General features: G+C 68.2%; 8 protein-coding genes. 2 read left to right on the top strand and 6 right to left on the bottom strand.

Features of this window, described 5'->3' with window-relative positions:
• Positions 1 to 186: 186 nt before the first annotated feature.
• Positions 187 to 1,542, top strand: a complete 1,356-nt coding sequence (fsxC, locus tag ACH4EW_RS16290) for an FxsC protein (protein ID WP_398257647.1) — start codon at positions 187 to 189, stop codon at positions 1,540 to 1,542.
• Positions 1,526 to 5,455, top strand: coding sequence for an FxSxx-COOH system tetratricopeptide repeat protein (gene fxsT / locus ACH4EW_RS16295; protein WP_398257011.1), 3,930 nt, complete (start codon positions 1,526 to 1,528; stop codon positions 5,453 to 5,455). Before fsxC ends, fxsT begins: the two co-directional genes overlap by 17 nt.
• 66 nt (positions 5,456 to 5,521) lie before the next feature.
• Here fxsT and ACH4EW_RS16300 read toward each other — a convergent pair whose 3' ends face one another.
• From ACH4EW_RS16300 to ACH4EW_RS16325, 6 genes are all read right to left on the bottom strand, one after another.
• Complete coding sequence (locus ACH4EW_RS16300) at positions 5,522 to 6,397, bottom strand: alpha/beta fold hydrolase (RefSeq protein ID WP_398257014.1); 876 nt, start codon at positions 6,395 to 6,397, stop codon at positions 5,522 to 5,524.
• Positions 6,398 to 6,524: 127 nt separating this feature from the next.
• The gene (locus tag ACH4EW_RS16305; RefSeq protein ID WP_398257017.1) at positions 6,525 to 6,929 is read right to left on the bottom strand and encodes a transposase; all 405 of its coding nucleotides are present in this window, start codon (positions 6,927 to 6,929) and stop codon (positions 6,525 to 6,527) included.
• Positions 6,930 to 6,989: 60 nt separating this feature from the next.
• Complete coding sequence (locus tag ACH4EW_RS16310) at positions 6,990 to 7,256, bottom strand: hypothetical protein (RefSeq protein WP_398257019.1); 267 nt, start codon at positions 7,254 to 7,256, stop codon at positions 6,990 to 6,992.
• Positions 7,256 to 12,622, bottom strand: a complete 5,367-nt coding sequence (locus ACH4EW_RS16315) for a DUF6531 domain-containing protein (protein WP_398257022.1) — start codon at positions 12,620 to 12,622, stop codon at positions 7,256 to 7,258. Before ACH4EW_RS16315 ends, ACH4EW_RS16310 begins: the two co-directional genes overlap by 1 nt.
• 570 nt (positions 12,623 to 13,192) lie before the next feature.
• Positions 13,193 to 13,399, bottom strand: coding sequence for a DUF397 domain-containing protein (locus ACH4EW_RS16320; RefSeq protein WP_398257024.1), 207 nt, complete (start codon positions 13,397 to 13,399; stop codon positions 13,193 to 13,195).
• Positions 13,396 to 14,241, bottom strand: coding sequence for a helix-turn-helix domain-containing protein (locus ACH4EW_RS16325; protein WP_398257027.1), 846 nt, complete (start codon positions 14,239 to 14,241; stop codon positions 13,396 to 13,398). The genes ACH4EW_RS16320 and ACH4EW_RS16325 overlap by 4 nt, the downstream gene beginning before the upstream one ends.
• Between the last annotated feature and the right edge of the window lie 96 nt (positions 14,242 to 14,337).

Genomic DNA, 14,337 nt, shown 5'->3' on the forward strand with positions numbered 1-14,337 from the left:
GCCGTCGGTACGCACAGGCAAACGGGGAGGAACAGACGCAGACCAAATTCGATCAAGGAGTGATCGATGGAAATCGGGAACGTATGACTGGAAATTGGCGTTGAATGACCGAACGCCATGGGGGTGGAGCAACGTCCGCTCCGGAATGATGAATTCGCTCGCATTCACCTCACTCCTCGGGTGCGGGTGCTCACACAGGACGGGGGTCGTGTGCACGCAACAACGCAGCAGCGAGCGGCAGACCATCGGCCGTACTTCTTCTTGAGTTATGCACATACACCGGGGTACGGCGGTGGAACGGACCCCGATATGTGGGTCGAGCGGCTCTTCCAGGATCTCTGCGGCCATGTGATGGCCATGACCGATCTGCCCGCGGGCGCGCCCGCCGGGTTCATCGACCGCGATATACGCTCCGGCGAGGGCTGGTCGGAGCGGCTCGGTGAGGTGCTCGCCACCTGCCGGGTGTTCGTCCCCCTGTTCTCGCCGCGTTATTTCGCCAGCGAGATGTGCGGCAAGGAGTGGTACGCCTTCGCCCAGCGCGCCATACACCATCGGGCCCGCTCCAACCAGCGCGCCGAGGCGATCGTCCCGGCGCTCTGGGTGCCGGTACCGCCGAGCCAACTCCCGGGCCCTGCGGAGAGATTACAGTTCAACCACCGCGATTTCGGGGACCGTTACGTCAGTGACGGACTCTACGGACTGATCAAGCTCAAGCTCTTCACCGAGGAGTACGAGCGCGCGGTGTACGAACTTGCCAAGCGCATCGTCAACGTCGCGGACACCATACGGATCGGCACCGGCCGACCCGTCGACTACCGACTGGCCCCCAGCGCCTTCGGCCCGCCGAACAGCGGGGTCGGCGGCCCCCGTTCCATGCAGGTGACCATCGCCGCCCCCACCCGGCACGACTTGCCCGAAGGGCGCAACGCCGAGTACTACGGCGACAACCCGCAGGACTGGAACCCCTACCACCCGGCCGCCGCACGCCCCCTGGCCTATGTCGCCGAGGACCTGGTGCGCTCCCTCAATTACCAGGCCACCATCTCCTCCTTCGACGAGGAGTCCGGGCACCCGGAGGGCAAACAGCCGCCCAGCAGACCGGAGATCCTGCTTGTCGACCGCTGGGCTCTGCAGGACGAGGACCGGCGCCGGCGGCTCGCCGCCTTCGACGCCGAGAACCGCCCCTGGGTGACGATGGTCGTGCCGTGGAACCGCGAGGACCACGAAAGCAGGGCGGCCGAGGCCGAGTTGACCGAGATACTCGAACAGACCATGCCGACCAAGATGCGCCAGGGACGGGCCTACTGCCGTGTCGCCGCCAAGGGCGTACCCAGCATGGAGGCATTCGGGCAGATCCTGCCGCAGGTGGTCGAGGCGGCGGCCCAGCAGTACCTGAGACATGCGGTGGTCTACCCGCCCGCCACCGGTGGCGGGCACACCGAACGGACACGGTTGACGGGGCCGATGGCGCAGACGAGCTACATCCCCGAGACACATCACCCAGCGACGGATGCGGAGGACACGGATGACGGCCGGTCGTGACGGGCGCATCGTCACCTTCTACTCGTACAAGGGCGGCACCGGGCGCACCATGGCCCTGGCCAACACCGCCTGGATACTCGCCGCCAACGGAAAACGGGTACTGGCCGTCGACTGGGACCTGGAGGCACCGGGGCTCCACCGGTTCTTCCACCCGTTCCTCGACCCGTCGACCCTCGGTGCCACCACCGGCGTCATCGACCTGATCACCGAGTACGCGTGGGCCGCGACCAGCCCCGCCCAGCGCGGCGACGACTGGCACCGCGACTACGCCCGCATCCAGCCGCACGCCGTATCCCTCACACCCGAGGCGCTCGGCTGGGAGTTTCCGCACGGCGGCACCCTCGACTTCGTCTCCGCCGGGCGGCAGAACCGCGAATACTCCGCGACCGTCTCCACCTTCGACTGGGACAACTTCTACGACCGGCTCGGCGGCGGCCATTTCTTCGACGCCCTGCGCGACGACATGAAGGCCAATTACGACTACGTCCTGATCGACAGCCGGACCGGCCTCAGCGACATCGCCGACATCTGCACCGTCCACCTGCCCGACATCCTCGTCGACTGCTTCACCCTCAGCGACCAGTCCATCGACGGCGCGGCCTCCGTCGCCCGGCAGATCTCCGAGCGATACACCGGCCGCCCCATCTCCATCTTCCCCGTCCCGATGCGCATCGACGAGGGCGAGAAGGAGAAGGCCGATGCCGGACGGGCACTGGCACGGCTGAAGTTCGACCGGCTGCCGCGCGACCTGTCCGGTGACGAACTCACCGCCTACTGGGGCGCGGTGGAGATTCCGTACCGCCCCTACTACGCCTACGAGGAGACCCTCGCCACCTTCGGCGACGAGGCCGGCCTCACCAACTCACTGCTCTCCGCCTTCGAACGACTGACCTCCGTCATCACCGACCAGCAGATCACCTCGATGCCACCGGTCGGCGAAGAGGTACGGCTGCGCATTCGTGACGCGTTCACCCGGCGCAGGCCCGCGCTGCCCGCCGATCTCTTCCTCAGCTATGTGGCGGAGAACCGGATGTGGGCCGACTGGATCGAATCCGTGCTCACCCGGGCCGGGTTCCGTGTCGTACCGCGCGATGTGTCCGCCGAGCGGCAGACCCCGGAACCGGCCGCCGAGAACGCGGCCCGTACCGTGGTGCTGCTGTCCAGCGCCTACCTCAAGTCGCAGCGTGCGGTGGACCTCTGGGACCGGGCCGTGGCGGAGGACCCCGGCGGTGGCCGGCGCCATCTGCTGCCGCTCAGGGTCGGTGACGTCCGGCTGTCCGCGCCCTACATCGACCGCAACCCCGTCGATCTCTTCCGGCTCGACGAGGTGCATGCCACCACCGCCCTGCTGCGCGCCCTGGACCGGCCCGTACAGCTCACCGACGGTGTGTCGCCCGGACCGCGCTTCCCCGGCACCGTTCCCAGGATCTGGAACGCACCGCCGCGCAACCCCGGCTTCACCGGCCGTTCCATGGTCCTGGAGCGGATGCGCGACCAGCTCGGCGGCGGAATGGCCGTCGTGCTCCCGCAGCCGCAGACGCTGTACGGACTCGGCGGCGTCGGCAAGACCCAGGTCGCCCTGGAGTACGTACACCGCTTCATGGCCGACTACGACCTGGTCTGGTGGATCTCGTCCGAGCAGACCGACGACGTGGTGGCGGCGCTCGCCGAGCTCGCCGTCCGGCTCGGTGCCCAGGGCGGCGACGACATGGCGGCCGCCTCCCAGGAGGCCGTGGACCTGCTGCGGCGTGGCGTGCCCTCGGACCGCTGGCTGCTGGTCTTCGACAACGCCGACGACCCTGAACGGCTCAGGCGCTACTTCCCGCAGGGCGGCTCCGGCCACATCCTGGTCACCTCCCGGAACCAGGCATGGTCCCAGCACGGCGACGCACTGCCCGTCGACGTCTTCCTGCGCGAGGAGTCCATCGAGCACCTGCAGCGCCGGGCCCCGGGGCTGAGCGAGGAGGACGCCGCACAGGTGGCCACCGCGGTCGGTGACCTGCCGCTCGCCGTCGAACAGGCGGCTGCCTGGATCGCGGAGACCGCCACCCCGATCGACACCTATCTGGAGCAGCTGGCTCAGCAGGCCCCGGAGGTCCTGGCGCTCAACCAGCCGGCCGGCTACCCCGAGCCGGTCGCCGCGACCTGGAACATCTCCATCCAGCGGCTGAAGGAGCGCTCGCCCGCAGCGGTGCGGCTGCTCCAGCTCTGCGCCTTCTTCGCCCCCGAGCCCATCTCGGGGAACCTCCTGTACAGCAAGGAGATGATCGAGGCACTGAAGCCGTACGACGCCTCGCTCCAGGAGAAGCTGGTGCTGGGCCGGGTCATCCGGGAGATCGGCCGGTTCGCCCTCGCCAAGGTGGACCAGGTCTCCAACTCCATCCAGGTGCACCGGCTCGTCCAGGCCGTCATCCGGGCGCAGCTCAGCGAGGAGGAGCAGCGGGATGCGCGGCACGCCGTTCACCGCATCCTGGCGGGCGCCCGGCCCGACGACGAGAACGAGCCGATCGACAACCCCGCGAGCTGGCCGCAGTTCGCCACGATCTGGCCGCACCTCGGCCCGTCCGACGCCCGCAACTGCAAGGATCCCGAGACCCGCAGGCTGCTGATCGACCGGATCCGCTATCTCTGGAAGCGAGGTGACTTCAGGACCGCCGCCACTCTCGGCGAGGAGCTGCGCGCCCTTTGGAAGGAGACGCTGGGGGAGCGGGACATCCAGTACCTCTACCTCTGCTTCCACGTCGCCAACATCTACCGCTCGCGCGGCCGTTATGTGGAGGCGCGGGAGCTCGACGAGATCACCCTGGCGATGCAGCAGGAAGTCCTGGGCCCGGAGCATCCGCACACGTACATGAGCACCAGCAGCCTGGCGACGGACCTCAGCACGCTCGGTGAGTACACCAGGGCGATCGAGCTGGCGACGGAGGCGACCGAGGGGTTCAACCAGATCTTCCACGATTCGCACCCGAGGACCCTGGCGGCGGCCAACAACCTGGCGTTCACCCTGCGGTCCATCGGGCAGTACTCCAGGGCCAGGGAGATCGACCAGGACGTCTTCGACAAGCGGGACCTGGTGCTCGGCGCGGAGCACCCGTACACCCTCTCCTCGGCCATGAACCTGGCCCGCGACCTGCGTGACGTCGGGCGTTACGAGGACGCGGTCGGCATCCTCAGCCGCACGTACGACAGTTACAAGGCCACGCTCGGCCGGGCTTTCCCCGGCACGCTGAGCGCGGCGAAGAGCCTGGCGGTGTCGCTGCGCCGGGCGGGCAGACTGGAGGACGCCCGCAGGCTCACCGTGGCCACCCGTGCCAGGTACCGGGCCAAGTACACCGCCGCCAACCCGGAGTCGCTTGCCTGTGACCTCAATCTGGCGGCCGACCTGTACGCGGCGGGCGAGGCGACCGAGGCCAGGGACACCGCACAGGAGGTCGTCGATCAGTACATGAAGGTGCCGGGGGAGAAGCACCCGTACACCTTGGCCGCCCTGAACAACCTCGGCGTCTACCAGTTGGGGGCGGGCGAGGTGGAGGAGTCGGAGCGGGTGCTGACCCGGGTGGTCGCGTCGATGCGGGAGGTGTACGGGCAGGAGCACCCCAACACCCTGTTCTGCGTGATGAATCTGGCCAACGCGACGGCCGAACGGGGCGATCTCGACATCGTGCTGAAGACCGAACGGAAGGTAGCGGGGCAGCTCAGGAACGCCATCGGGGCGCACCACCCGGAGACCCTGGCCATGATGTCGAACATGGCGGTCACGCTCGATGCGATGGGGCGCAAGGGCGAGGCGATGCGGCTGAGAACGGAGACGGTCGAAGAACTGTCCCGGCAGCTGGGCGACGACCATCCGATGACCCGGATCGCCCGGGACGAGCGCCGGTTCGAGCGCGAACTGGAACCGATGGCGGTATGAGCCGAGGGAGCGTCCGGCCGCCACCGGACGCTCCTTGTCTCTTCCTGTCCCTCCCGGGTCCGTTTCTCAGCAAACGGCTGGTTCCAGCAGCCAGTTGAGGATCGTGGGCAAGACCTGCAGCGCGTCGAAGTGCGCGGCCGCCGGTTCCACCACGACGGTGGAGTTCGGGATGCGCTCGGCCAGCCACCGGGAGTGGCCCACCGGCGAGAACACATCCTTCTCGCCGTGCCACAGCATCACCGGACCCGTGATGTCCGCAGGGTCGAACCCCCACGGACGGCTGAACGCGATCGCGTCGTCGATCCAGCCCCATGCCGAAGTGCGCAGCCCCTCACGGTAGTTGCGCAACAGCATGGTGCGGACCCCGGCGTCGTTGACCACCATCCGGTCGGAGTCGGTCAGCTCCCGGCGCAGATCGTCGATGAGGCTGACCGGGTTCTTCCTGATCACCGCCGACCGTGAGATGAACGACTCCGCGAGCCCGTCCGGATCGGCCGCCGCGGTGGAGTACGCCAGCACATTGGAGGCGGCCATCCCCTCGAACCAGTCGAGGCCGTCGGCCCCCCAGGGGGCCAGCCCGACCAGTGCGGCGGTACGGGTGACCCGCTCGGGCATCAGCGCGGCGCAGGCCAGGGCGTGCGGAGCGCCACCGGACCGGCCCACCACGGCGAACCGCTCCAGCCCCAGGTGGTCCGCGATGGCCCGTACGTCCTGAACGACATCGGCGACACAGCGGCCCGGCAGCCGGTCGGAGTCGCCGTAGCCCGGCCGGTCGTAGGTGATCAGCTGTGTCTTGCGCTGGTACAGCACCATGCCGCGCGGAGCCGGACCGAGCCTGCTGCCGGGCATTCCGTGCAGCAGGAAGACCGGTCTGCCCCGGGGATCTCCCAGGCGCTCCACCACCAGATGCCGCCCGTCCGTTGCGCGCACCCGATTACGCACTCCGCGCCTCCTCCGTATGGTGCGGGCACCGCGTGTTGCCCGACTTTCCCGCCCGATTCGATGATGACCCATCAAAGAGCCCTGCGTCACTGGGTGTTTGACTAGTACTCCGGTGTGACTTTGCGATCTATCCGGTCGCGAGTCGGCGACGATAGCGGCTGCTGCGGGCTGTGGCCTGGTGGTGTCTGAGCCAGTTCGACCAGCTCAGCAGCTTGCTGGGCGTTGTGATCGGGAGTTCAACAGTGCCCAGAGCAGGCGGCGGGTCTGCGAGACGGTCAGGTCCGTAAGCCTCGTCGCTGGTCCCCCAGTGGCCGCTGATCGCGGCGTCCAGTGCCGCCGCGATCATCTGCCAGGCCAGCGTGGGCTTGGTCGCGAACTCCACGTGGTCGGGCACCCCGGCACGAGTGCGGCGCTCGGCATCCTGACACCAGGAACTGTCGGGCAGGCAGAGCCGACGGGCGCCGGCGCACAGCAACCGAAGCGTATACCTGCGCTGAGGCACCGGTCCGGGCCGGTGGCATGCGCCGGACATCGCCGCATGCCACCGGCTCGATTCCCCAAGACGTCACACCGAAGGGCGTGGCGAGGCAGGTCAGAAGAGGTCGAGCCGGGCGGACTCGGTTGCTCCCAGCATGCGACACTCCCCTGTTTCCCCGTCGACGCGCACGTAGCCGCTGCCGACAGCCATGTCCCGGAGGTCTCCGCTACGGAGGTATGCGACCGATTGGCAGTCGAAGTAGAAGCTGTTTCCCACCTGCGTGCGCGACCCTTCGACGAGGGCAAAGGTTATGCCCTCGTGGCTGACCTTCTTGTCCAGGAACTCCTGGGCCAGCCTGGTTGCCTCTTCCATGTCCAACATCAATCGGTCCTCAGGAGGGAGAAGTTTCGCCACGGTGAGAGATCGGCGTGCCCCGACTGACCATCCAGGAACACCACGTCTCCCTTGATGTTCACCACGTTGAAGACGTGCGCTTGCCGCCCTCTCTGACCCATCACGATACCTCGCGCGCCATTTCCCGCCTTCTTGATCTGATTGACGATGCCGGAGAGTGTGGACGCCTTGAACTGCCGGCCGCCGTACAGCGCTTCGAGCGGTGTGGTGGGGCCTGCCCCGAGTCCTCCAGGCGCCGAGGATGGAGCTCCCTCGGCAAGCAGGCGGTCGACTGCCACCGCACAGGCGCGGCAGTTCTCGTTACCGCCTTGGGGGTTGACCAGTGCTTTGAGCTGCCCCGTAAGCGGGGTCTTGTAGGTAATACCTCCGTATCCCCTGGTCACGCCGCCGCCTCCCGGGCCGAACCGCAGGTTCCCCACGTTGACCGTCGCGGTCTCGGGGGCCACAGCCGCCCGCCGCCACCCCGTAAGACCGCCGATCCCCACGACGACGATCTGCTGGGTCAGTTCTTCCGCTGCTTGCGCGTACTGGTCAGCGAGCGCGTCACAGCCTTGCTGGCGGAGCATGTACTCGGCGCGGTAGAGGCGGTAGGCGGGGCGGACGGGGAGGTATTTGTCGACGAAGGCGCCCGCGCCGCCGTTTTCACCGGTGAACGCGTCCTCCAGGTCCCCGAGGAACACGAACGGCGACTTGGCGACGAGCACGAAGGCGTCACCGAACTCGTTGAGGACCTCGCCGAGGCTGGGGATGTGCTTGTCGTTGGGGTCGTCCGGGGTGAGGCCGCTGGGGTCTGTGAGTACGCTGGGCACGTTGTCGGCGTAGGCGTACGCGGAGACGTACGGCGTGGACTGGTCGCGGGTGGCCGGGTCGGGGCTCGTGAAGCGGCCGGTGGCGGTGTTGTACTGGCGGGCGTGCAGGTCGAGGTTGCCGGTGGTGGTCTCGTAGCGGGCGCCGGTGTAGGACGGGGTGCTCGCGGGGGCGCCGCTGGTGGTGGTGTCCAGCACGCGGGCGCCGAACGGGTCGTAGGCCCAGCGCTGGTGGAGGGCTCCGGTGCTGCTTGTGACGTCGACGGGGGAGCCCTGGGTGTCGTGGTGGTAGTAGAAGAGCGCCCCGGTGCCGGTCTTGGTGGCGGTGGGCTGGCCGAGCGGGTCGTAGCGGTAGGACTGCTGGACCGCCCAGGCGCTGTCGTACTCGGTGGCCAGGATCGGCAGCGGCGCGTTGGGGTCCCACTGGGTGCGGTGGGTGACCGCGCCGTCCTTCAGGGTGGCGACCTGGTTGCCGCTCGCGTCGTGGTCGTAGGTGTAGGTGGCGCCTGCGACGGTGGCGGCGGAGATCTGCCCGGCCAGGTCGTAGGTGTAGGTGTCGGCGCCCGCCTTGGTCTGGTTGCCCTCGGCGTCGTAGCCGTAGTCGGTGGTCGTGGTGCCGGTGGTGGAGGTGAGCTGGTCGGCCGCGTCGTAGGCGTAGCCGGTCGAGGCGGTGCCGAGCGTGGAGGTCAGGCGGTTGCCGATCTTGTCGTAGGTGTAGGACGTGGTGCGGCTCGCGGCGCAGCCGGTGACCCAGGGCTGCGGGAAGCAGCCGGAGGTCAGGCGCCCGGCGGCGTCGTAGGTGAGGTCGTAGCCGCCGGTGCCGACACCGGCCCGGGTGATGTCGACGTGGGAGGGCAGGCCCGCCGGGGAGAGCGTGAGCGCGGTCTTGGTGACCGTGGTGCCCGTCTTGGCGGAGGTGACGGCGGTCAGGCGGCCCGCGCGGTCGTAGGTGCGGTCCTCGGTCTCGGTGTTGGGCAGTGCCGACTTGGTGAGGTTGCCCGCCGGATCCCAGGTGTACGTGGTGGTCGTGCCGTCGGCCGCCATGGTCGCGGTGCGGCCGTCGTCGTCGTACGTGTAGGTGATCGTGTTGCCGTCGGAGTACTTGCGGGTGAGCATGTGCCCGGCGGCGTCATAGGTGTAGGCGAAGCCGCGCGTCTTGGTCAGATTGCCGACGGCGTCGTAGCCGAAGTCCTCGGAGATCTTGGAGTTCGCGCGGGTGAGCATGTGCCCGGCGTCGTCGTAACCGAACGTCACGTCGGGTGTGGAGTCGGAGTAGTCGGTCTTGGTGAGCAGGCCGCGCGGGTCGTAGGTGTAGCCGGTGGATCCGAGGGGCGTGGTCTTCTTGGTGAGGTTGCTGTCGGCGTCGTACGCGTAGGCAGTCTCCCGCTTCAGCGGGTCGGTGACCGAGGTGAGGCGGTGGGCCTCGTCGTAGGCGTAGGCGGTGACGTGGTCGTTGGCGTCGGTGCGTTTGGTGACGTTGCCGGCCTTGTCGCGGCCGTAGGTGGTGATCGCGCCGCCGGGGGCGGTGACCTCGGTCAGCTGGTCGAGATTGTCGTAGCCGTAGGCGGTGACGCGCTTGTCGGCGTCCGTCTGCTTGACGACGTTGTTCACCGCGTCGTAGGCGGTGGTGGTCACGCCGCCGAGCGGGTCGGTGACGGTGGTGGGGTTGCCTGCCGGGTCGTAGCCGTAGGTGGTCGTGTACTGGGCAGGGTCAGCGCCGGTGACGTTGCCGCGCGGATCGACCGCGGTGGCCTGGCGGCCGTCGCCGTCGTAGGTCCAGCTCGACTTGTGGCCGAGCGGGGAGGTACGGCTGAGCAGGTTGCCGTCGGCGTCGTAGGCGTACGTGGTGGTCTTGCTCAGCTGGTCGGTGCTGCTGGTGAGCCGGTTGTTCTTGTCGTAGACGGAGGTGACCGTCTTGTTCGCGGCGTCGGTGATCTTGGTGATGCTGTCGTTGGCGTCGTAGGTGTAGCCGGTGGTGTGGCCCAGCGGGTCGGTGACCACGAGCGGCCGGTTGATCGCGTCGTAGGTCGTGGTGGTGGACGCGCCAGTGGGCCCGGTGACCTTGACGGTGTTGCCCGCGGCGTCGTAGGCGTACGTCGTCGTGTAGGCGGCCGGGTCGGCGCCGGAGATGTTCCCCCGAGGCGAGACGCTGGTGAGCAGGCGACCTGTCTTGTCGTAGGTGTAGGTGGTCTTGTTGCCGGTTGCGTCGGTCTCGGAGGCGAGGCGCCCGTTCGCGTCGTAGGTGCGGGTGACGGAGTGGCCCGCCGGGTTGGTGGTCCGGGTCGGGTGCCCGGCGTCGTCGTATGCGAACGTCGTGGTGTCGCCCGCCGGGTTGCGCGCGGACGTCAACTGCTCGGCGCCGTTGTACTCGTAGGTCGTGGTGCGGCCCTGCGCGTCCGTGGCCGAGCTGAGCAGGCCGCGGCCGTCGTAGCTGTACTTCGTGGTGTAGGCGGCCGGATCGGCGTCTGTGACGTTGCCGCGAGGGTCCGTCTTGGACCGGATCCGGCCGGCCTCGTCGTACGTGAACGTCGTCTTCTCGCCCAGCGGAGGGGTGACCGACGTCCGGTTGCCCGTCGCGTCGTAGCCGTAGGTGGTGACGTGGCCGCGCGGTGTCTTCACGGTCTCCAGTGAGCCGAGCGCGGTGTATGTGTAGACGGTCTTGCCGCTCAGAGGGTCGGTGGTCGACGTCAGCTGATTGGAGGTGTTGTACGCGTATGTCGTCTTGTTGCCGCGGCCGTCGGTGTGGCTGGTGATGTTGCCCGCGGTGTCGTAGCTCCAGCTCTCCGCGTAGCCGAGGGCCGCCGGCGCGCTGCGGGTGAGCATCCGCCCGGCGCCGTCGTAGGTCATCTCGGTGGTGTTGCCGCGTTGGTCGGTGATGGCGACGGGCCGCAGGTAGCGGTCGTAGTCGTAGGCGATGCTCTTGCCGTACGGGTCGATCGTCTCCATCAGAACGTTGCTGGCGTACACGTCGGTCCACACGCCGCCGTCTGGCGCAGTGGAGTGCGACTCGCTCTTGCCGTCCCACGTGAACGTGGTGGTCTTGTCGTTCTGGTCGGTTTGGGACGTGACTCGGCCCGCCGTGTCATAGGTGTTGGTGACCTTGCCGCCCGCCGGGTCGGTGTAGGAGGACAGCCGCTTGTTCGCGTCGTACGCGTAGGACGAAGCCCGGCCCGCCGGGTCAGTCACCGAGGTCAGCAGGCCGTTGGTGTAGCCGTATGACACGGAAGTACCGTCCGGCAGGCTCACTTTGGACAGCAGCCCATCGGTGCCGAGGGTGAGGGCAGTGGTGCGGTCGGCGGCGTCCTTGACGGAGGCGAGCTTGCCGGATGCGTACGTCAGGGCCAGGCCCTTGCCTGCGGTACCGACCACGGAGGTGAGCTGGCCACCGGTGCCGAAGGTCCGCTTGGTGTGGTCCGGCGTGGTGATTGTGTAGGTACTGGCGCCCTTGACCAGCTTGGCCGCCGAGCCCGCCGGGGCGGTGTACGTGCCGTCACCGGCCTGTGTGAACACGAACGACGCCCCGTCGCTCGTCCGGTACGTCACCTTTCCGGTCGCGGCGGTCAGCTTCGCGTCGAACGGTGTCGCCCAGCCGGGCCCCAGCAGGCCGGAGGCGGTCGAGTCCGAGCGGTAGGTGCGCTCCAGAGCCAGGGGCACGCCGGGGCTCACCAGGGAGGCGTCGGTGAGCTGTTCGTAGAACATTCCGGTTGCCGTGTTGACCGGGTCGGCACGATGCGCCTGCGCATAGCAGGTGCAGATACCCGCCTGTGCGCCAGGGATCCCCGGCGTGTAGAAAGCTTCCACCAGCGGCGAGGTGGTCCCACCCGGGCTCGACGTCCCGTCGGCGCTGGTCAGGAAGACCCAGGCGTAGTACTTCTTGCCGTCCTTCAGGACTCCGTCGGGTCCACTGCCGGCCCACCAGAAACACTGGTCGGTGGGGTAGGAGTTGCTCGGCCACCAGTCGTAGCACCAGGCCCCGGTGTCCGGGGTGTCACCGCTGGGATCGTCCGTGGCCTTCTTGATCTCCTGCTGGACGACGGGGGAACCCGCCTCGTCCAGGACATACAGCCACATCCCGGTGTAGGACGAACCCCGCTTGGGCAGCTTCACCTGCCCGCCTATCGACAGGAGCCCGGGGTAGGCGGTGGCCCAGGCGGACACCCAGGTCGGGTTCTCGGTCCCGGCTACGAGGGACGGAGCGGCCGCGCTCGCCCGGGCGGCGGGACCGCGTTCGACACGGTTCTTGTCCGGCCGGCTGTGGGGCCTGCCCGTGGACTTCCGCTCCGGCGCGTTCATGTAGTCGCGCATCGGGGACAGTTCGTGCCGGTCCTTCGCGACCTGCTTGCGACGCTCGGCCAGCGTCATGGCCCTGGGCGGATCGGGTAGATCCGCAGCCGTCAGGGCTTTGGTACGGGTGATGGCCGCCGCGGCCGTGGAGGGCAGCCGGTCCTGGGGTAACGCCCAGGACGGGGCGACACCAGCTGTCGCCAGAAGCGTCAGGGCCAGGACAGCTATGACAAGTCTTCGCACTTGTGCACGCACAATGGATCACCTATGGGGCAGTTGTGAACAGGGTCTTGGTGATCATTGATCAAGAAAGCGCTCGGACTAACCCGTTGCGATGAACTTGGCCGGAAGCCCGCGATGCCTCAAGAGAAGCGTGACCAGGTACTTCCTGGCCACCCGATCACGAGGCGGGCCTGGCCAACCAGTTTGGCGTGAACGCGCCCATGCGGGCGGGGTGGCGCACATGAACTCACCACCGCCGACGAGCCAACGGCAAGAAACGATCCGATGCTCAAGGAGGGCGCCCCGCGGCCCGCCGTCGCCCGGGCGATGTTCGACCAGGCCATGGCCCGGATCGCAGGCCGGTTCCGGCGAGTGGAACCGCGCGCCGCGTCTCGCGCATACCCAAGCCCTCCGCCGGTGCCATCCGGAAGCGCAAGGAGCAGCTCGTCGCGCGAGGTGGCTCGGATTTCGTTTCGGTGAGGGTGTTGAGGGCGCCCTGTTCTGAGCAGCCGGGCATGACAACGGGCTCGCCCGCATCACCTCAAGTGACTTGAGCGAGCCCGGTGCTGTGTCCTGGCAGCCTGGGCGGCACTACCCGGCCGCAAGCGATACGAACGCCGCCCACTCGCCCCGGCTGACCCGCAGCATCGGCCCGCCGCCCGCAACCTTCGAGTCCCTTACGTATACGGCGTCGTGGCCGGTGGCCACCTCGACGCAGTCCCCACCGTCCGACCCGCTGTAGCTGCTCTTCGACCAGTTCAGCTCGTCCACGCTGTCGGTTACCTGCTCCATGCTCATGTCTCTCCCACCAGCCGTTCGATGAGCCTCACAGACTCTTCGACGTTCAGGGCCTGCGATCGCAGCTTGCCATATCGCAACCCAAAGGCGCTGACGTCGGCAGGATCACGGACGACGCAGCCGACACCCTGTGACTCGAAATACCCGAGGTGCTGAAGCTCCTTCGTCTGCACCGTCACGAACGGCCCGTTCTTACCCGGGTGGAACCCGCGCTTGGCGGGCATGACCTGAAGCTCCACATTGCGCAACGTGCTCAGCTCCAGCAGTCGTTGCCACTGCCCACGCATCACTTCCGCGCCGCCTACCGGATCGCGCAGCGCCTCCTCCCCGATGATGAACGACAGCTCCGCGAGCGGATCCCGCGTCAGCAGCTTCTGTCGGGCCAGCCGTGCCTCCGTGTGCTGGTCGACGATCTCCTCGCTCAGCGGCGGGCAGTGCCCCGCGAACACCGCTCGCGCGTACGCCTCCGTCTGCAACAGCCCCGGCACCAGCAGCGGATCGTATGAGAAGCGGCTCGCCACCTCCGCCTCGATGAGCGCGAAGTTGCGGAAGAACTTCGGCAGCTTCGCCCGGTCCACCTCGCCCTGGAGCACCTCCAGCACACCGCCTGCCGCCAGCACCCGGTCCGCCGCCACCGTGAACGCTTCCTTCGCCGGCCGTCGTCCCTGCTCGACCGAAGCGACCTGCTCCAGCGAGTAGCCGATCGCATCCCCAAGCGCCTGCTGGCTCAACTCGGCACGCTTGCGCAGATGCTGGAGGAGTTTGCCGTAGGCCGCCCACACTCCCGGCAGGTCGTTCTCCTCCTTTGCCTTTGTCGCACGGCCGTTCCGCATATCCCGCATTGCCCTCACGCCCTTCCGGTCACCGAGTCCCACCTGCTCGCACCCCGCCCCGCAGCGCTCCTCAACCTCACTGCGGCCGGGCAAGGTTCAACTCGA

This window comes from Streptomyces sp. NPDC018000, from assembly GCF_044328025.1.
Classification (GTDB): domain Bacteria; phylum Actinomycetota; class Actinomycetes; order Streptomycetales; family Streptomycetaceae; genus Streptomyces.